This is a genomic window from Bacillus mesophilum (genome assembly GCF_008923265.1).
Classification (GTDB): Bacteria; Bacillota; Bacilli; order Bacillales; family Cytobacillaceae; genus Cytobacillus; species Cytobacillus mesophilum.
The window spans coordinates 16,130-34,683 of record NZ_WBOT01000008.1 but is presented as its reverse complement, the minus strand read 5'-3'; the positions used below and the strand labels follow the sequence as shown (position 1 = coordinate 34,683).

The 18,554-nt window shown below is 39.7% G+C and carries 20 protein-coding genes and 1 pseudogene; 1 reads left to right on the top strand and 20 read right to left on the bottom strand.

What is annotated here, in order from left to right; genetic code table 11:
- The 11 genes and pseudogenes from F7732_RS19165 to F7732_RS19120 form a co-directional block, all read right to left on the bottom strand.
- Nucleotides 1–942, bottom strand: a complete 942-nt coding sequence (locus F7732_RS19165) for a YybS family protein (protein ID WP_151575681.1) — start codon at nt 940–942, stop codon at nt 1–3.
- Nucleotides 943–1,115: 173 nt separating this feature from the next.
- Entirely contained in the window at nt 1,116–2,057 is a 942-nt protein-coding gene (locus F7732_RS23500) for a methyl-accepting chemotaxis protein (RefSeq protein ID WP_420837705.1), read from the bottom strand.
- A 6-nt stretch (nt 2,058–2,063) separates the two neighbouring features.
- Nucleotides 2,064–3,101 (bottom strand): annotated as a pseudogene (locus tag F7732_RS23495) (cache domain-containing protein); the annotation flags it as partial.
- Between the two features lie 231 nt (nt 3,102–3,332).
- Nucleotides 3,333–3,572 carry a 30S ribosomal protein S18 gene (gene rpsR / locus F7732_RS19155; RefSeq protein WP_066188608.1) on the bottom strand — a complete coding sequence of 80 codons (240 nt, stop codon included), beginning with the start codon at nt 3,570–3,572 and terminating at the stop codon, nt 3,333–3,335.
- Between the two features lie 48 nt (nt 3,573–3,620).
- Nucleotides 3,621–4,148: a single-stranded DNA-binding protein gene (ssb, locus tag F7732_RS19150; protein WP_066441915.1), complete on the bottom strand. Its 528-nt coding sequence runs from the start codon at nt 4,146–4,148 to the stop codon at nt 3,621–3,623.
- A gap of 37 nt (nt 4,149–4,185) precedes the next feature.
- Entirely contained in the window at nt 4,186–4,473 is a 288-nt protein-coding gene (rpsF, locus tag F7732_RS19145; RefSeq protein WP_151575773.1) for a 30S ribosomal protein S6, read from the bottom strand.
- A gap of 134 nt (nt 4,474–4,607) precedes the next feature.
- Entirely contained in the window at nt 4,608–5,504 is an 897-nt protein-coding gene (locus F7732_RS19140) for an ABC transporter permease (protein WP_151575679.1), read from the bottom strand.
- A gap of 14 nt (nt 5,505–5,518) precedes the next feature.
- A complete protein-coding gene (locus F7732_RS19135; RefSeq protein ID WP_151575678.1) occupies nt 5,519–6,439 on the bottom strand; it encodes an ABC transporter permease subunit in 921 nt (306 codons plus the stop codon).
- A gap of 155 nt (nt 6,440–6,594) precedes the next feature.
- Complete coding sequence (gene ychF, locus F7732_RS19130) at nt 6,595–7,695, bottom strand: redox-regulated ATPase YchF (protein WP_151575677.1); 1,101 nt, start codon at nt 7,693–7,695, stop codon at nt 6,595–6,597.
- Nucleotides 7,696–7,947: 252 nt separating this feature from the next.
- Nucleotides 7,948–8,133 carry a DUF951 domain-containing protein gene (locus F7732_RS19125; RefSeq protein WP_066441904.1) on the bottom strand — a complete coding sequence of 62 codons (186 nt, stop codon included), beginning with the start codon at nt 8,131–8,133 and terminating at the stop codon, nt 7,948–7,950.
- Between the two features lie 2 nt (nt 8,134–8,135).
- Nucleotides 8,136–9,029 carry a mechanosensitive ion channel family protein gene (locus tag F7732_RS19120; RefSeq protein WP_151575676.1) on the bottom strand — a complete coding sequence of 298 codons (894 nt, stop codon included), beginning with the start codon at nt 9,027–9,029 and terminating at the stop codon, nt 8,136–8,138.
- Nucleotides 9,030–9,368: 339 nt separating this feature from the next.
- Between F7732_RS19120 and yyaC the strand changes: the two genes are divergently transcribed.
- Nucleotides 9,369–9,998, top strand: a complete 630-nt coding sequence (gene yyaC, locus F7732_RS19115; RefSeq protein ID WP_151575675.1) for a spore protease YyaC — start codon at nt 9,369–9,371, stop codon at nt 9,996–9,998.
- Nucleotides 9,999–10,106: 108 nt separating this feature from the next.
- Here yyaC and F7732_RS19110 read toward each other — a convergent pair whose 3' ends face one another.
- From F7732_RS19110 to mnmG, 9 genes are all read right to left on the bottom strand, one after another.
- Entirely contained in the window at nt 10,107–10,811 is a 705-nt protein-coding gene (locus F7732_RS19110; protein WP_151575674.1) for a DUF554 domain-containing protein, read from the bottom strand.
- Nucleotides 10,812–10,879: 68 nt separating this feature from the next.
- Nucleotides 10,880–11,740, bottom strand: coding sequence for a ParB/RepB/Spo0J family partition protein (locus F7732_RS19105; protein ID WP_151575673.1), 861 nt, complete (start codon nt 11,738–11,740; stop codon nt 10,880–10,882).
- Nucleotides 11,733–12,494, bottom strand: coding sequence for a ParA family protein (locus tag F7732_RS19100; protein WP_066441896.1), 762 nt, complete (start codon nt 12,492–12,494; stop codon nt 11,733–11,735). Before F7732_RS19100 ends, F7732_RS19105 begins: the two co-directional genes overlap by 8 nt.
- Before the next feature lie 625 nt (nt 12,495–13,119).
- Nucleotides 13,120–13,935, bottom strand: coding sequence for a DUF817 domain-containing protein (locus F7732_RS19095; RefSeq protein ID WP_151575672.1), 816 nt, complete (start codon nt 13,933–13,935; stop codon nt 13,120–13,122).
- 37 nt (nt 13,936–13,972) lie between these two features.
- Complete coding sequence (locus F7732_RS19090) at nt 13,973–14,200, bottom strand: helix-turn-helix domain-containing protein (RefSeq protein WP_151575671.1); 228 nt, start codon at nt 14,198–14,200, stop codon at nt 13,973–13,975.
- A 10-nt stretch (nt 14,201–14,210) separates the two neighbouring features.
- Complete coding sequence (locus F7732_RS19085; RefSeq protein WP_151575670.1) at nt 14,211–14,693, bottom strand: DUF2975 domain-containing protein; 483 nt, start codon at nt 14,691–14,693, stop codon at nt 14,211–14,213.
- A gap of 209 nt (nt 14,694–14,902) precedes the next feature.
- Entirely contained in the window at nt 14,903–15,772 is an 870-nt protein-coding gene (gene noc / locus F7732_RS19080) for a nucleoid occlusion protein (RefSeq protein ID WP_066441881.1), read from the bottom strand.
- A gap of 131 nt (nt 15,773–15,903) precedes the next feature.
- Complete coding sequence (rsmG, locus tag F7732_RS19075) at nt 15,904–16,620, bottom strand: 16S rRNA (guanine(527)-N(7))-methyltransferase RsmG (RefSeq protein WP_151575669.1); 717 nt, start codon at nt 16,618–16,620, stop codon at nt 15,904–15,906.
- A gap of 28 nt (nt 16,621–16,648) precedes the next feature.
- Nucleotides 16,649–18,538: a tRNA uridine-5-carboxymethylaminomethyl(34) synthesis enzyme MnmG gene (mnmG, locus tag F7732_RS19070; protein ID WP_151575668.1), complete on the bottom strand. Its 1,890-nt coding sequence runs from the start codon at nt 18,536–18,538 to the stop codon at nt 16,649–16,651.
- Between the last annotated feature and the right edge of the window lie 16 nt (nt 18,539–18,554).

The following is an 18,554-nucleotide window of genomic DNA, read 5'->3' as shown; positions in this document are numbered from 1 at the left end:
CTAAACATCTCTGCTTTCTACTCTTTGTCTTAATCCAAACCCTAAGTCAATTATACCTAATAATCTCACAATATAAAGGAGAATCGGCAATAATAACGAAAGTACGAGCGCTATTATCGGGAAAGCTTTTGGGAGCCCCTTCTTATAACTAAAATAAAAAATGAGTGAGAATCCTTGAATGACCATAAAGATCTGAAGAATATAGGTTAAGTTTACTAGTGCAAGAAACCAATAGCTTCCTTCTTCAGGCTGAAGGAGCAATGAAGCAATGATAGCAAGCAAATAGTACCACAGGATGCTTTTAGGAAATGACAGCTCTCTGAATGGCTTCGATTTGCTGACTTCCACACCGAATCTTTTGATAATCGGAAATGCAATAAGCTGCAGGAAAAATACAGTTAGAAAAGAAGACATAATTAAAAGCGTCGGGATCAATGTCTGAATCATTTCAACTCCTGCATCAAGCTGTTCGAACAGCTCGTCTCCTCCTTGCCCCATTGCCGCCATCATATCTTGTGCCATCGCAATCGATTCTTTCATGAGCAATATACTTTCTTCCACAAAATTGATATCCATAAATAGAACAGAAATCGCATATATCCCGAGTGTAGCCAGCAGGAAGGCCAATGAACCAGCAATATAGGTTTCTAAACGGCCTTTCTTCTCTCTAAGAAAATCCCCGATCACAAGTCCTGTTAAACCAAATAAAAGCGTGACAGGCACAGCAAATATGGTCCCTGTTATAAAGGAGATTAGCACTGCAGCTACGAAGAACAAAAGAGCGTCCTTTCTGGCATGCTTTGCGGCAATCATCATAAACGGCACCGGCAGCACAAAATTGACAACGGCTCCAATTACCGGCACATATATGGTAATCATTAATAAAACGGCGAAGATCGCCAAAAATACGGCACCCTCTGTTAGCTTATGTACATTTTTCAATTATTTCACCTCATTAGACAGCTATTCCATAAGGACTATTGTAGCTACATTTATGCTCGCATTCAACCATACCGACCTAATCCATGATTTGTCCAAGGGTGAACAAGCTATATTGTTTAGCTGAACAAAAGGAACACCTTATGATCTAAGGTGTTCCTTTTGCATCATCTTTATTAATCATGCAGTTCAAACTTATTCACAGCAATTTGCAGATCATTACTGAGTTCTGTCAATTGTTCAGCCGATTTTGAAACAGATTGGAGTGCAAGCACTTGTTCATCAGTAGAAGCACTTACCTGTTCACAGGAAGCTGCTGATTGCTGTGCCATTGCCGCCATATTATGAATACTATTCAAAACATCTTCCTTACTACTGGAAACTTGATCCACTTCGCGATAAATATAAAAAATCGATTCCTTCATTTTATTAACAAGTTCAGAAATCTCCCGGAAGCTGCCTTCTGTTTCTTGCACAGCGTTCGACTGCTGAAAAAAGTTATCTTTTGTTCTATTCATGGAATCAACAGCTAGGAGTGATCCCTGCTGAATGTCCATGATCGTTTGCTTCACTTCATCTGTTGCTTTTACAGACTGCTCAGCAAGCTTTCTGACTTCATCAGCAACAACAGCAAAGCCTTTTCCATGTTCCCCTGCCCGAGCTGCCTCTATACTTGCATTCAGTGCGAGTAAGTTTGTTTGTGAGCTTATATCTGTAATGGTCGTCATTACATTTTCAATCATCTTTATTTTGCTCTCGAGTTCATGAATAACATTCTCTGTAGCTCCCATAAACTCTTTTGATGTCACAAAGGAATTTTTCAATTCGGTCATCTGGTTAATTCCTGCAGAATTCACTGTATCTGCCTGCTCTGCCAGCTTCGTCATCTCCATGGTCTGTGATGTAATATCATTGATTTGAGTACTTAATTTTGAAGACATTCGATTGGCGTTCTCGCCATCCTCTGCAGCCTGCGCAGCTCCATTAGCAATTTCATTAATGGCAGCCGCCACTTGTTCACTGGATGCGTTTGTTTCCTCTGAAACGGCGCTTAAATTTTCAGCCGACAGCTTCACATCATTAACAGAACTTTCTACCACCGTAAGTAATGACCGCATATTGTCCACCATGTCATTAAATTGACCCACTAACATTCCAATTTCATCTTTTGAAACAATAGCTGCTTTTACTCGCAAATCTCCATTTGCCACTTCACTTACGGCTTTTTTCAAGTGGAGGATCGGCTTTGTCATCCGGTCAGCCACAAAATAAATGATCATTAGGGCAAAGATAAGAGCAATTGCGGATACTAAAATAATGTTAAATTGAATGGATTTAGCGCTAGCCATCAAATCATCTTCAGAATAAGAAGTACCAATCTTCCATTTTGTCCCTGGCACAGTATCAAACATGAGCCTACGATTCTCATTTTGATAAACATAATGAATAGTGCCTTGTTCTCCTTCACGATTATACATCTCTTGGATAAAAGAAAGATTTTCTATATTTTCTTGATCACTTTTAGGATATACAATCGGCGTACCCGCCTCAGAAAGAATGAACGGATATCCTTCGTGGCTAATTTCAATGTTGTTAATCATGTCTGTCAACTGAGTTAATTTAAAATCAAGCCCCATTACTCCTACTGTACTGGCATTTTCCTTAATAGCATAAGCTGCTGTGACCACAATCTCATTTGTCGCAACATCTTCATAAGGCTCACTCCAAACAACTTCATCAGATGAAGCCAATGCCTTCTGATACCATTCACGAGTCGTTGGATCAAAATCAGCAGGAAGTTCCACTATTGGCATAATATTAAGGTTTTTGCTTTCTGCGGCTGCAGCATAAATAGAAGTTACTTCACTATTAATCTCATTATAATCAGCCAAAATCTTTTCAAGCCCAGCTGTATTGTATTCTTCTTCAGCGTTTGAAGCCTGAATAAAATTCAGAACTTCCTGAGAAGATGCAATGTGCTGTAAGCTTGTTGCGTATCTTTCCATAAAAAGCTGCAGCGTATTGTTCATCTGCGAGACGATTCCTTCAGTCTGAATGACAACATCCTCTTCAATTTTATTTTTAGTTTGTTCATTCACAGCGAAACCAACAGCTGCCAATGTAGCGAAGAGGAGGAAAACAAACAAGATGACTAATTTCATTTTAATAGACTTCAGCATAAGATCGCCCCTTACTCAATCATTTCTACGACAATAGTACCACATTCGACAAAATTCTACTATGTATTATTTTGAAAATTATAATTTTTATGAATACTTTGGAGGTACTACCATACAAATGACTCATACATAAAGAATCACCTAATGTGAAATAGGTTTAAAAAATAAAAAAGCAGCATAGAGACCAAGTCTCCATACTGCTTTGAAGTTCAATTATTCTCCTGCAACGAATGGCAATAATGCCATTTGACGTGAACGCTTGATAGCAATCGTTAATTTACGTTGGTATTTAGCGTTCGTGCCAGTTACACGACGTGGTAAAATTTTACCGCGCTCAGAGATGAATTTTTTAAGAAGATCCACATCTTTGTAATCGATGTGAGTGATTCCGTTTGCTGTGAAATAGCAAACTTTACGGCGCTTTGCGCGTCCTCCTCTGCGTCCTCCAGCCATGGTCATTTCCCTCCTTGCTGATTAAGTTTAACTGCATTTAAGGTTACATTAGAATGGAAGGTCGTCATCCGAAATGTCGATCTGACCGTCATTTGCGAATGGATCCTGATCCACACGTGTATAACCTTGGTTATTATTTCGATTATCCTGCTGACGTTGATTCTGATTGCCAAATGGGAAATCCTGCTGTTCCCTTGGGCTGTTGCCATATCCGCCGCCATATTGCTCGGATCTGCCGCCACCGCCGCCTGAGCTATTTTTAGGCTCAAGGAACTGCACACTTTCTGCCTGAACTTCTGTGATATAAACACGTTTTCCATCCTGGCCTTCAAAGTTACGTGTCTGAATACGCCCATCTACTCCAGCTAAACTTCCTTTTTTAAGGAAATTCGCTACATTTTCAGCTGGCTTTCTCCAGACAACACAATTGATAAAGTCTGCTTCCCGCTCACCTTGCTGATTCGTAAAAGCACGATTCACTGCAAGAGTAAACGTGGCAACTGGAACACCATTTGGCGTATAGCGTAAGTCCGGATCCTTTGTCAACCGTCCGACAAGAACAACTCGGTTCATCATCAGAATCAACTCCCTTCAGCAAAATATAATTTATCTATTACTTTTCATCTTTAACAACGATTTGACGAATGATGTCTTCGCTGATTTTAGCAAGACGAGTGAACTCATCAACTGCTGGTGTTTCAGCATTAACAGTCATTAATTGGTAGTATCCATCGCGGAAATCATTGATTTCATATGCAAGACGGCGTTTACCCCAATCTTTTGATTCGATTACTTCCGCACCATTGTCAGTTAAGATAGAGTCGAAACGCTCAACAAGCGCTTTCTTAGCCTCATCTTCAATGTTTGGGCGGATGATGTACATGATTTCGTACTTTCTCATCACATTTGCACCTCCTTTTGGTCTAAGCGGCCCATATAGGGCAAGGAGCAATTATTCATTACTCACAAGTTGAAAGTATACCACATTCAGCTTTTTAATGCAACGAGCTTATTCACAACTGCAAATATCACAGCCTATGAAGGCATATGCCTGTTAAAATGCTTCCGGAATCCTTCACCAATTATATTAAATGTTAAAGCAGAGACAACAATCGCCAGCATCGGGTAGAAGGGAATCCATATGGCCGTGACAAAATCGGCTCTTGCATCCTTAATAAGTGTAGCCCAATCATGACTTGAATTTTCAACAGAAAAACTGCCATAGCCTGTCTGCACAAAGCCTTGGCTTATAAAAACACTTAAAACAGCTAATTGCCCAATCAGCATTGCCACACGAGCTGCTTCACTAAAGAAATTTACAATCACTTCTGGCAAAAGGTTCGGGAAATAATAATGATAAAGCATTTTTACAGGGTTATTTCCAATGGTAACTCCTGCCTCAACAAATGGTTTCTTAGAAAGCTCATGTGCCTGCTTTTGAATAATAAAAGCCACACGTCCAACATCAACAAGAGCAATGACTGCTATGGCAATGAAAAAGCGGGATTCATGAAACAAAAGCGGAGGCAGGCATAGTATAAGTGCTACTGTTATGACGACCGGGAGACTTGAAAAAAGCTGACTCCAGCCGCGGACAAGCCATGCAAAAAAACCTTTATCCTTTGCCCCCAGTAAACCAAGCGGAAGAGCGATTGCATAACGCAGAATGACAATGAGGAATATGAGCAAAAAGGTATCCTTCGCTCCTACTACCAGCAAGCTCAGCATATCTCTTCCTTCACGATCAGATCCTAAAACAAACTCATCTGATGGCGGAAAGGGAGCAACTTTAATCTCACCTGAGGAAGGAAATAAAATCCTTTCCCCGCCCAAATCCTTATCAATAAAAGGAAGATGCGGACCAGCAAATGTAATAAGGGCAAGAATAGCAGCCATAAGGAATCCGATGATTAAATAATAGTTTTGCTTCATTTTTGATCAGCCTCCTATACAATCCGCATACTTCTTTTAATGATAAAACCGGTCAGCTGCGCAAGCATCACAAGCAGCATAATAATGAGTCCAATTCCAATAATCACTCCATGTTCAAATAACCCAATACTAAGTCCCTCACTTGTATTGGTATATCCGAGAGCAGTAAACAACCGATAAGACATGCCTTCATACCCCAGTAAATATTCCACTATTAGAAGGCTGGTCATCAAATGAACCATTATGGAGGTCATATGTGCTAACACTGGCTTTAAAGCGTTTGGAAGAATATGCCGATACACAACCTTTTTTTGCGTAAATCCCTTAGAACGAGCCACTTGTATGTAATATTGACCGTCTTCATTTAAAAGGGATGTTGAAGTAATTCTAGCAATGTACATCATTGGATAGATGGCTACTAAAATTGTCGGCAGCAGAAAACTATAGGAAGTATTTTGACTTAGAAGTTTTAGGTCAGGAACGAACATGGTGACTCCCCAGATCATACAAACGGCAATAAAAAAATCTGGAATTGACTGCAGCATCCAGGTTAATCCATTTCCAAACACACTGAGCTTTGTTCCCTTGCGGCGGTAATCAAAAATCCCTTTAAATATCCCTAAGAAGACACTGAGAAAAAAAGCAGGAAAAATAATCTTCAGGCTTGCAGGCACATATCTCAGCAATTCATCTTCAACCGTTACCCTCTCATGTCTTGTATCACCTAAGCTTTTATCACTCCAAACAGTTTCAAAATATTGAGTTAGGTTATTTTTATATTCAGACCAAGAAAATTGGTATTCCAGCATCATTTCAGCGGTTCCACCGACGGTTGCCACTGTTAAATTTCGCGGAAACAAAACAATTAAAACAAGCGCACAAATAATAAGAAAATAGAGCAGCACCTGTTTTAGAAAAGCTCTAGTAATCTCCATAACTCCTCCCCCGAATTTCTTTTTTTTATCTAATCATATCAAAGGCAGGAATTATTTTCTATAAATTTAGTATTTTCATAAAATTTTTAATGCTAGAAGCGAGTCATGAAAATTAACAAAAAAGAAAGGCTGCCATATGATTGGCAGCCTGCTTCTTATACATTGAAACGGAAATGCATGACATCTCCATCTTTTACGATATATTCTTTTCCTTCTAAACGGACCTTGCCCGCTTCTTTCGCCGCTGTCATCGTTCCTGCATCTAACAGGTCCTCATATGCGACAGTTTCCGCACGAATAAACCCTTTTTCAAAATCACTGTGAATAACACCAGCACATTGTGGAGCTTTCATGCCTTTGCGGAATGTCCATGCTCTTACTTCTTGAACACCAGCTGTAAAATAAGTAGCAAGACCCAATAAATGGTAGGCAGCACGAATCAGCTGATCCAGACCAGATTCTTCGATTCCAAGCTCTTGAAGGAACATTTCTTTTTCCTCACCCTCAAGCTCTGCAATCTCAGATTCAATTTTTGCACAGATCACAATTACTTCTGCGTTATCTTTTGCTGCAAATTCTCTTACTTGCTGAACATACTCATTGCCAGAAGGATCTGCGACATCATCTTCAGATACATTTGCTACATAAAGGACTGGCTTAATTGTCAGCAAATGCATGCCTTTAGCAACTTTCATTTGTTCTTCAGTAAATTCAACTGTACGTGCAGGCATGTCCGACTCAAATGCTTCTTTAAGCATTTCTAATACTTCTAATTCAAAAACAGCTTCCTTATCCTTCTGTTTTGCTAATTTGCCGACACGGCCAATTCGCTTTTCAACTGATTCAAGGTCTGCTAAGATTAGTTCTAAGTTAATCGTTTCAATATCATCAATTGGATCAACTTTCCCTGCAACGTGTGTAATATTATCATCAGCGAAACATCTGACAACCTGGCAAATTGCATCTACTTCACGAATATGAGACAAGAACTTATTTCCTAAGCCTTCCCCTTTGCTCGCACCTTTTACAATTCCAGCAATATCCGTAAATTCAAAAGCAGTTGGCACAGTCTTTTTCGGCTGAACAAGTTCCGTTAGCTTCGTTAAACGGTGGTCAGGCACTTCAACAATACCGACATTCGGATCAATCGTACAAAACGGGTAGTTGGCAGACTCTGCTCCTGCCTGTGTAATTGCATTAAATAAAGTAGATTTACCGACATTCGGCAAACCGACAATCCCAGCTGTTAAAGCCATTCAAAGGTCACTCCTCTAATCTTCATAATCTATACTCAAAAACAATTCCATTCCTAATCAATTAACCTCCCACAATTATAGAGAGGTAAACCGAAAAGCGCAAGGGGCTGGCCCAGGGACGACAAGCATAAGACAAGATGGCTAGAAGGTTGGTCTTTACCTTCTGGACAGATTGGCTTATGACCTCGAGGGGCTAGGCGCTGAAGCTAGGAATCATAGAAAAGTACATTCTGGTCCTCTAGCTCCTTTGTATTATTCTGATAAGATTTTCTTCAGTTTACGGGCAAATTCCCTTCTTGGAATCATGACACTATGACCGCAGCCTTCACATTTAATGCGGATATCAGCACCCATGCGAATGATTTTCCAGCGATTTGTTCCACATGGATGCTGTTTTTTCATTTCTACTATATCGTTTAATTCAAATTCCTTTTCCATACTTATCCTCCCATATTCATTTTACCGCTATTTATTTCAGGTTCTCTGCTGTACGTAACCATTCTTGGAAATGGAACATCAAAACCATTTTGCTCTAAACAAAATTTAATTTCTTTTCTTAATATGCGGGCAATATAAAAGTGACGCATTGGCAATGTCTCGGACGTAACCCGAATGGCAACATCTGCTCCCGCCATCGTTTGAATACCTAATATCTCAGGCGGCTTTACCATATCACTATACTTTTCAGGCAGCGTGAGAAAAAGCTCCTGCAGCACTTCTTCTGCTTTCGTGAAATCTGCATCATAAGTGAGACTGACATCCACAAAGGCAACACTATTATTCAAGGAAAAGTTCGTCACTTGAACAATGCTTCCGTTCGGCAGAATATGAAGCTCTCCTGTCCAGTTTTTTATTTTCGTCGTCCTCAAACCAATCTCCTCTACGGTGCCCTCAAACTGATCAATTCGAACATAATCGCCAACGGAAAACTGATCTTCAAAGATGATAAAAAAACCGGTGATAATATCTTTTACCAGGTTTTGAGCTCCAAATCCGACTGCCAAGCCAACAATTCCTGCTCCCGCAAGCAAAGCTCCTACATTAATGGTTAAAGCCTGAAGGATCATCATCAAAGCAATAAAGGATGTGACATACGTCAGGACATTTTCCAGAAGCTTCATTAATGTAGCTTCGCGCCTCTCTGTGATTCTAATTGCCGACCGTGTTCGTACCGTAAACAGTTTGTGAATTAAGATTTTGCCTGACTTAATGATGAATCGAGTGATTATGATAATAAGTAAAATTCTTAAGGCACCTTCGCCAATCTTCCACCATAAGGCTTCATTAAATAAATGCTCTTTTATCTCTAATATAAGGCTATCCAGACCGTTCATGGGTTTCACCTGCTTTAATTTTGTTAATTATACATTGTATACGATCTATATTAGCAACTTTTCTCTCTACATTGTAGCAGAGAGCACTACACTTTATCTCTTCAAAAAAAACTGGCACATGAACAATAATGGAATATTGTTCAGATATACAAATCCTTTACCATAATACATTCATTTTTTAGCAGTTCTTCGCAAGACATACGTATAGATTTTAAAAAAATTCCGTATACTGTTACTACTCAGAAAAATACACGGTGTCTGCAAGAGGCACAAAATGATTTAACAGCCAATTTACGCAGAAAAACAGCGATCAGCAGAAATTTTGAAGGAGAGAAGCCGATGAATTTTAAAACAAACCTTTTTGATAAAAAAACTGGCGGAACAAAACGGATCGAGCATGATGAGCAAAGTGCAGAAGAAAAGTTGGCAATTGAATTAAAGGCTAAACTGCCTGCAAGATTAGGCATCCGTCCTGTTGTTTTTGTTTGCATCGGCACTGATCGTTCAACCGGCGACTCTTTAGGACCACTTGTTGGGACACTGCTGCAGGAAAAAAAGATGGAGTCCTTTTATGTGTACGGTACATTAGAAGATCCCATTCATGCGGTCAATCTTCAAGATAAATTAGCTGAGATCCGCAAAAAGCACTTTAATCCTTTTATCATTGGCATTGATGCCTGTTTAGGAAGAGTTAAATCTGTCGGCATTATCCAAGTTGGTGACGGTCCTGTTAAACCTGGGGCAGGAGTTAATAAAGATTTGCCTGAAGTGGGAGATATGCATATAACTGGCATCGTTAATGTGAGCGGCTTTATGGAATTTTTTGTTTTACAAAATACAAGATTGCATTTGGTTATGAAAATGGCTCAAATGATTGCGGGCGGTATTTATGAAGCGAGTCTGGAATTTCCCCGGCATCCGACTTGGTCTGCTATTAAGTGGCCAGTTGAAACAGAACAAACACAGTAATAAGAAGAGCAGTGAAGCTTAATACGGATACATGGGTATAAAACTCTTCCTTTCTGAAAGCATAACGAAAAATGAGGCGGTGATTTCTTTTCACCGCCTCATCTTCTTTTACCCCCACATATATAAAATGGTCACAATAATGGCGGTCACGATAATACCCGGCAGCAGATTGGCAACTCGAACCTTTGTTAATCCTGTTAAATTAAGTCCAATTGCAAAAATCATAATACCGCCTGCTGCTGTCATTTCAGTAATAAAACTATTTAATAGAGCTTCAGGGATGACATTATTTATTCCTTTTGCAAATAAAGCAATCAGTCCTTCATACAAGACGACAGGAATAGCAGAAAAGATTACGCCGATTCCCAATGTAGTTGCTAAAATAAGAGCAGTAAATCCATCAATAATCGATTTGGTATACAAAACCGAATGATCTCCCCTAATGCCGCTATCTAATCCGCCTATAATAGCCATTGCCCCAATAACAAAGATAAGTGTCGCCGTCACAAAACCTTGTGAAATACTGCCTTGCCCACTTGTTCCAATTTTCTTTTCCAGCCAATTCCCTAACTTATTGAGCTGATCTTCTAATCCTAAAAACTCTCCTATTACAGCTCCAAATACAAGACTTAAAATGACAATTAGAAAGTTGTCACTTTTCAAACCCATCTGCAGGCCGAGAACGATAACACATAGGCCAATGGCATACATGACCGTTGTTTTCATATTCTCTGGAATGCGGTGAAATAATCTGCCTAAAAAAGTACCAATAATTATGCATATGCCGTTTACCGCTGCACCTAATAAAAACATATGAATCTCCAATCCCTCTTATAAAAGATCTTTTTAAATGAAAAAAATAACCATCATGGTTGTGATGGTCACATATCTGATTCTTCAGAGCCCAGTAACTCGATAATGCGCTCTAAATCATCTTTGGAGAAAAACTCAATTTCGATTTTCCCTTTTTTCTTGTTCTTGTTTTGTTTAATAATGACATTTGTTCCAAAACGCTCACGCAGCGAAGTTTCCTTCTCACGAATAAATACATCTTTTTTCTCTGGCTTTTTTGTTTCACGTGAAACATTCTCATTGATTTGCTGAATGAAGCTCTCAAGCTGTCTTACATTCCAGCCTTCTTTGATCGTTTTTTGCACAACCGCATTCAGTTTGTCTTTATTACGAAGTCCGAGCAATGCTCTTCCATGTCCCATGGAGATTTTTTTGTCAGTAATAAAGGCTTGAATCGCAGGAGGAAGTGACAGCAGTCGAATATGATTCGCAATATGCGGCCGGCTTTTGCCAAGTCTTTTAGCAAGCTCTTCCTGTGTCAGTTTAAGCTTGTCCAAAAGGAGCTGATAAGCAGAAGCTTCTTCAATTGGTGTTAAATCTTCCCGCTGTAAGTTTTCAAGAACAGCAAGCTCCATCATTTGCGGTTCTGATAGATCACGGATGATAACCGGGACTTTATCAAGCTTTGCTTCCGTTGCTGCACGATAGCGTCTTTCCCCGACAACAATTTCATAGCCTTTAATGCTTTTTCGAACAATAATCGGCTGCAGGATCCCATGCTCAAGAATAGAAAGCTTCATCTCTTCAAGTGATTCTTTGTCAAAGACCTTCCGCGGCTGATACGGATTGGGACGAAGCTCTTTTAAACTTACTTCTTGGACCATTTCCTCTTTATTTTCATCCATATTTCCAAAGAAAGCATTGAGTCCTTTTCCTAACCCTTTAGCCATTCGCAACCACTTCCTTTGCCAAATCTAAATAAACTTCTGCTCCTCTTGACTTTGCATCATACGAAATAATCGGCTGACCATGACTTGGAGCTTCACTTAGACGTACATTTCTTGGAATGATCGTGTTATATACTTTATCTTGGAAATATTTCTTCACTTCTTCAATTACCTGAATGCCCAGGTTCGTTCTAGCATCCAGCATAGTCAGCAAGACACCTTCTATTTTAAGGTCTTGGTTCAAATGCTTTTGCACGAGGCGAACTGTATTTAATAGCTGACTTAACCCTTCTAATGCGTAATATTCACATTGAACGGGAATGATGACTGCATCTGAAGCTGTAAGAGAGTTAATGGTCAGCAAGCCAAGCGATGGCGGGCAATCTATAAGGATATAATCATACTCATTATTAATTTCATCTAGAGCTCGTTTTAACCGTACTTCCCTTGAGATCGTCGGAACAAGTTCTATTTCCGCTCCTGCTAAAGAAATTGTTGCAGGAATAGCAAATAAATTCTCCACAGAGGTTGGCTTAATCACCTTGGAAGATTCTACATCATCTACTAAAACATCATAAATGCACTGATCAACATCGGCTTTTTCAATACCAACACCGCTGGTGGCATTCCCTTGCGGATCAATATCAACGAGCAGCACCTTATACCCCATATGAGCAAGGCATGCACCTAAATTGACAGAGGTGGTGGTTTTCCCTACTCCGCCTTTTTGGTTCGCAATGGATATTACTTTGCCCACGATGTCACCTACCTTCATATCAAAAGTTTCTATTAATAAATGGTCTTCTGGTAAAAATAGAAATCACGTATTCTATTTTATCATGAATTGATTAGGAGAATCATTTTTTATTCAGTTGTTTTGTAAGTTAGGGTGATTTTCGCAGACAGTTGCTATTAATTGAGTCCGTTCCACCTGCGCTGCGGTCACTCAAGTTTAATAAACAATTGGCTTAAAAAAGGGGCTGAGACAAAACGAAATTAATATTTCTAAAACACGAATATTCAATATCTTGGTTTCGGTATTTAATCAAGACCGTTCCATTGCGCTGCGCACCCTCGCTTTCCGCGGGGAGCAAGCTGAGCCTCCTCGTCACTTCGTTCCTGCGGGGTTTCACCCTTTGCTCTGCAGCCCGCAGGAGTCGAGGGCCCTCCGCTCCATTTCACTCATGTAAATAAAATATATTTTATAATTATAAATAAGAAACCGAATGATTAGAAAGATGACCTTCCTAACCATTCGGTTCAATAGGTGTGTTAAATACTTATGTCCCTGCCTCTATGTATAAAGAGATTTAATACTTATGACCAATCTCTTTATTAAATTTATATATAAGATCTTTTAAAGGGACATTTCTTTATAGTTACTACTCGCTTATTTCCCCTGTGATTGTTGGTTTGTCATACGTTTTGGAGTCAAAGGGCTGGTTTCGTTTTACTTGTTTTAAGGTCGCCACGATGAGGAAGCTGACTATGACGAGTAGGAGCCATGAGCTAACCTTTCCTAGGTGTACGAGACTCCAGGCCTCGGTTTGGTTTGGGTATTGCCAGGCACCAAAGAAGGTAGCGATATTTTCAGCAATCCAGATAAAGAATCCGATTAGGATAAATGAAAAAACGAGCGGCATACGATAAAGAGATCCATTCACTTCGTAAGTAACCGAAGATTTCCAAAAGACGATAATAACGAGAGCAGATAGCCACCAGCGGACATCCACCCAAAAATGATGTGTGAAAAAGTTCAAGTAAATGGCAGAAGCAAGAGGTACAACAGCTAAAAATGGAGGCCACTTCACTAGGTTAACATTCAGTCTTCTCCATGCCTGACAAAGATAGCTGGCTACACTGGCATACATAAATCCGCTGTATAATGGTACTCCAAATATTTTAAAAAATCCTTCTTCTGGATAGGACCAAGACCCCATATGCACTTTAAAGAGTTCCAAAGCCAGCCCAATGATATGGAATAAAGTGATTACCTTCAGCTCATCACGCGTTTCAAGTCCGGAGCGCACCATCCACCATTGCATGAAAAGGCAGATAAGCAGCAGCCAGTCATAACGATACAAAAGAGGAAGCTGAACAAACTGTGTCAATGCTAATGAGGCAAAAATCACAACAGGAAAAAGACAAGATAATGCCTGTTCCCATCCAAAATACATCAGCTGTTTTAGTGCCCTCATTGATTTACACCTCCATTTTTATTGCTTCATACATGCTCTAATTTTCATTTTGATCTTCTTCATCCCTTTTATATTCTAAAATATCTCCAGGCTGGCATTCTAAAGCCTGGCATATAGCTTCTAATGTTGAAAAGCGAATCGCCTTTGCTTTTCCATTTTTTAAAATTGAAAGGTTTGCCATCGTTATTCCAACGCGCTCCGAAAGTTCCGTTACGCTCATTTTCCTTTTCGCCAGCATGACATCAATATTAATTATAATTGCCATTATGTTCACCTCAGACCGTTAAATCATTTTCTGATTTGATATCGATTGCTTCTTGAAGCAATTTTTGCAGTACTGCCGCAAAGACAGCAATGACCATTGATGCAAAAGGCACGAGCAATCCGACAAAAATGACACCTGGAGCATCATCCATTTCCGCAAACAGATAAAAAAGCGGAAGGGCGAGAATATGCAAGCTGCTGATGATGATGGCACAATATTTGATCTTCTTTAATGCCTCTACAGAAATTTGTGAGAAAGCTTTGTTGCTGTCGATAAAGCGTAATAAGTTAAATGCCTGAAATAAGGCAAAATAAAAAGGGATGGCTGAACCCCAGAAAATCATATAAACCATATACCGGATCGCAGGAAAATCAGGTAGCATTTCTGCTGCAACCTTTCCTAACTGGGGCACTAAAAAAATGCATAGTGCAAGAACCGGTATCCCAATAAAAATAACAGCGATTTTTAAGAAAAGCGTTGATACTTGTTTCATAAATACACCTCACTCTTATTATTCCATTTTCAATTTACCACGCAATTTATCGTTTTTCAATAAATATTTATTATTTATTATGTTTTTTTTATTGAAAAACAAACCAAAAAAATATATTTTTTTATAAAAAGACATAAAAAAAAGACCAAATTTCATTGGTCTCGAGATTATCTATAATAAGTTTGAATAGGTAAGATTCTAAAATAAGATCATTTCTTTTTCGGAATTTTAATGGTAATTTGATAAAACTCGTCAAATTCTTCTTCTTCTGAGTTTAGATTGATTCCGCTGTCCTCTACCATTGACAGCGATTGTCGGATCGTATTAACTGCGATTCGCATATCTTTACTGAATGCTTTTCTTTTTGGCTTTGGCTTTACCTGTTTTTGCTCAAGCATTTTGACAACACGGTCTTCTGTCTGCTTAACATTAAAATTTTTATCAATAATCTCCTGAAGAAGGAGAACCTGCTTTTCCGGATCTTTTAAAGGAATCAGTGAACGGGCATGCCGCTCTGTTATTTCTTTATTTAAGACAGCTTCCTGAACTTGCTCAGGCAGCTTTAATAAGCGCAGTTTATTTGCTACAGTTGATTGTCCTTTTCCTAACCTCTGTGCAAGTGCTTCTTGTGTCAAATTATGCAGCTCTAATAGCTTTCCGTAAGCAACCGCTTCTTCAATCGGAGAAAGCTCCTCACGCTGTAAATTTTCAATAAGTGCAACTGAAGCTGTTTCCGTATCGCTTAAGTTTCTTACGATGGCAGGCACTTCGGTCCACTCTAATTTTTTCATGGCACGCCATCTGCGTTCCCCAGCAATGATCTCAAACTGATCATCCGCATACTCACGAATAACAATAGGCTGAATGATGCCATGGATATGAATGGTACGCGCAAGCTCTTCTATTTTTTCATCGTCAAATACCGTTCTTGGCTGAAAACGGTTAGGCACAATTTTATCTATCGGTATTTTTTTCACTTCATCGTGGTCAGAAACTACATCTATTTCAAGCTTATTTTCTGTTTCCACTTCTTCTCCCTTTTCGCCTAGGCCAAAAAAGCGTGAGAAAGAATTTTTCATCACCCTGCACCACCTTTACGAAACTCCCTATTACATATTCTCTAGTGATATGACAAATCCTGCATGATAAATATAACATGTTTTGTACATTAGATGTCTTTCATTCTGAAAAATACGCCAATATTCTATTGTTATTCAATTGGTGTTTTATTTGGTGTACCAGGCTTTCTTGGGTATTTTTTCGGTGTTTGTTTTTCTTTTTCAATGATTAAAATATTTCGTTCACTTTCCTCTTGAGGCAGTGTAAAGGTATGGCATTCTTTTAAGCGGCCGCCAAGAGTTACGATTGCCTTTTTTCCGGCATCGATCTCTTCCTGTGCGCTAGCCCCCTTCATTGCAACAAAAGTCCCGCCCTGCTTTACAAGCGGCAGACATAGTTCACTTAGCACAGATAACCGTGCTACAGCACGTGCAGTAACAACATCATATGACTGTCTATGGTTTGGGTTTTGTCCAAAGGTCTCCGCCCGATCATGAATAAAGCGGACATTTGTCAGGTTAAGCTCCTTGGCTAAATGCTCTAGAAACCCAATTCTTTTGTTGAGTGAATCTACAATCGTTATATGTAATTGCGGGAAAGCAATTTTTATCGGAATGCTTGGAAAACCAGCACCTGCCCCTACATCACATAGATGCAGCGGTTCGTTAAAATCATAATAAAAGGCTGCAGAAATGGAATCGTAGAAATGTTTTAAATAAACTTCTTCCTTATCCGTAATTGCTGTTAAATTCATTTTCTCATTCCACTCAACCAGAGTAGAATAATAAATTTCATATTGTCTGATTTGCTCAGACGAAAGGGAGATCCCTTTCGCCGCAAGCATTTCAGTAAATTCGGTCGTGTTCATCGGACAATCCTTTCTCGCTACTAGCAGATTAGTCGTTTGCTATTTTTGCAATTCTGCCTTGCTCCAAATAAACAAGTAAGATGGAAATATCCGCTGGATTGACGCCGGAAATTCTTGACGCCTGTGCAATCGAAAGCGGCCGAACTTCTTTTAATTTCTGTCTCGCCTCAGAAGCTAAGCCATGGATGGCTTCATAATCAATGTTCTCAGGGACTTTCTTATTTTCCATCTTTTTCAGCCGATCTACTTGCTGAAGAGATTTTTCAATATAACCTTCATATTTAATTTGGATTTCTACCTGCTCGGTCACATCTGCATCAAGCTGTACATCTGCCGGCACAAGCTGATTGATATGGCTGTAGTTCATTTCAGGACGCTTTAGCAGGTCTGCTCCACGGATACCATCCTTAAGCTCACTGCCTCCAAGTGATTGAATCAGCTCCTGAACTTGTGCTGTTGGTCTGATCATCACGGTTTTAAGACGTTCTTTTTCTGTTTCTACTTCTTGCTTTTTCGCTGTGAAACGAGCAAAACGATCTTCTTTAATTAATCCAACCTTATGACCCAGTTCAGTTAAGCGCAGATCCGCATTATCATGGCGCAGCAGCAGACGATATTCTGCACGTGAAGTCAATAGACGGTAAGGTTCATTTGTCCCTTTTGTCACAAGATCATCGATTAGTACACCAATATAAGCGTCAGAACGGCTTAAGATCACTTCTTCTTTGCCAAGTGCATTTAAACCTGCATTCATTCCTGCCATTAACCCTTGGCCAGCCGCTTCTTCATAACCCGATGTACCGTTAATTTGACCGGCCGTATATAAATTTTTAATCTTCTTCGTTTCAAGTGTCGGCCATAGCTGTGTCGGTACAATGGAATCATATTCAATTGCATAGCCGGGACGCATCATCTGAACATTTTCAAGACCTGGGATGGTCTTAAGGATTTTATGCTGAACATCCTCTGGCAAGCTTGTTGATAATCCCTGCACATAAACCTCTTGAGTGTTTCTGCCCTCAGGCTCAAGGAAGATTTGATGGCGCGGCTTGTCGTTAAATCGGACTACCTTGTCTTCAATTGAAGGACAATAGCGCGGGCCCGTTCCTTTAATCATGCCTGAATACATCGGTGAACGATGTAGATTATCATCAATGATCATATGTGTCTGTTCGTTTGTATAAGTCAGCCAGCATGGAAGCTGATCTGTAATATATTTTGTTGTTTCAAAAGAAAAAGCGCGAGGTACGTCATCACCTGGCTGAATTTCCGTTTTGCTGTAATCAATCGAGTTGCTGTTTACCCGAGGCGGTGTCCCTGTCTTAAAACGAACAAGATCGAAGCCCAGTTCCTGCAAGTGCTCTGAAAGTTTAATGGATGGCTGCTGATTGTTCGGCCCGCTTGAATATTTCAGTTCTCCTAAAATAATCTCGCCGCGCAGGAAGGTTCCTGTCGTAATAACAACTGATTTTGCCTGATAAATAGCACCCGTTTGTGTAATGACACCTTTACATACGCCATCCTCAACGATTAAACGCTCAACCATTCCCTGAATAAGCGTCAGGTTCTCTTCGTTTTCCATCGTTTTTTTCATTTCATGCTGATAGGTAAATTTATCTGCCTGCGCTCTTAATGCCCGAACGGCCGGACCTTTCCCTGTATTTAACATCCGCATTTGGATATGGGTTTTGTCAATATTTCTTCCCATCTCTCCGCCTAATGCATCAATTTCTCTAACAACAATCCCTTTAGCGGGTCCACCAACCGATGGATTACACGGCATAAAAGCAACCATATCTAAATTGATCGTAACCATCAGCGTTTTAGCACCTAAACGTGCTGAAGCCAATCCAGCTTCAACACCTGCATGCCCAGCACCAATGACGATTACATCATAATTCCCTGCCTCATATGGCATGTTCTTACCTCCTATT

Bases quoted from the DNA above. Each gene is read 5' to 3' on its own strand.
- F7732_RS23500 (WP_420837705.1), bottom strand. From the start codon at position 2,057: ATGCGGTCATTACTTACGGTGGTAGAAAGTTCTGTTAATGATGTGAAG.
- rpsR (WP_066188608.1), bottom strand. From the start codon at position 3,572: ATGGCTGGAGGACGCAGAGGAGGACGCGCAAAGCGCCGTAAAGTTTGC.
- ssb (WP_066441915.1), bottom strand. From the start codon at position 4,148: ATGATGAACCGAGTTGTTCTTGTCGGACGGTTGACAAAGGATCCGGAC.
- rpsF (WP_151575773.1), bottom strand. From the start codon at position 4,473: ATGAGAAAGTACGAAATCATGTACATCATCCGCCCAAACATTGAAGAT.
- F7732_RS19140 (WP_151575679.1), bottom strand. From the start codon at position 5,504: ATGAAGCAAAACTATTATTTAATCATCGGATTCCTTATGGCTGCTATT.
- F7732_RS19135 (WP_151575678.1), bottom strand. From the start codon at position 6,439: ATGGAGATTACTAGAGCTTTTCTAAAACAGGTGCTGCTCTATTTTCTT.
- ychF (WP_151575677.1), bottom strand. From the start codon at position 7,695: ATGGCTTTAACAGCTGGGATTGTCGGTTTGCCGAATGTCGGTAAATCT.
- F7732_RS19125 (WP_066441904.1), bottom strand. From the start codon at position 8,133: ATGGAAAAGGAATTTGAATTAAACGATATAGTAGAAATGAAAAAACAG.
- F7732_RS19120 (WP_151575676.1), bottom strand. From the start codon at position 9,029: ATGAACGGTCTGGATAGCCTTATATTAGAGATAAAAGAGCATTTATTT.
- yyaC (WP_151575675.1), top strand. From the start codon at position 9,369: ATGAATTTTAAAACAAACCTTTTTGATAAAAAAACTGGCGGAACAAAA.
- F7732_RS19110 (WP_151575674.1), bottom strand. From the start codon at position 10,811: ATGTTTTTATTAGGTGCAGCGGTAAACGGCATATGCATAATTATTGGT.
- F7732_RS19105 (WP_151575673.1), bottom strand. From the start codon at position 11,740: ATGGCTAAAGGGTTAGGAAAAGGACTCAATGCTTTCTTTGGAAATATG.
- F7732_RS19095 (WP_151575672.1), bottom strand. From the start codon at position 13,935: ATGAGGGCACTAAAACAGCTGATGTATTTTGGATGGGAACAGGCATTA.
- F7732_RS19090 (WP_151575671.1), bottom strand. From the start codon at position 14,200: ATGGCAATTATAATTAATATTGATGTCATGCTGGCGAAAAGGAAAATG.
- F7732_RS19085 (WP_151575670.1), bottom strand. From the start codon at position 14,693: ATGAAACAAGTATCAACGCTTTTCTTAAAAATCGCTGTTATTTTTATT.
- noc (WP_066441881.1), bottom strand. From the start codon at position 15,772: ATGAAAAATTCTTTCTCACGCTTTTTTGGCCTAGGCGAAAAGGGAGAA.
- rsmG (WP_151575669.1), bottom strand. From the start codon at position 16,620: ATGAACACGACCGAATTTACTGAAATGCTTGCGGCGAAAGGGATCTCC.
- mnmG (WP_151575668.1), bottom strand. From the start codon at position 18,538: ATGCCATATGAGGCAGGGAATTATGATGTAATCGTCATTGGTGCTGGG.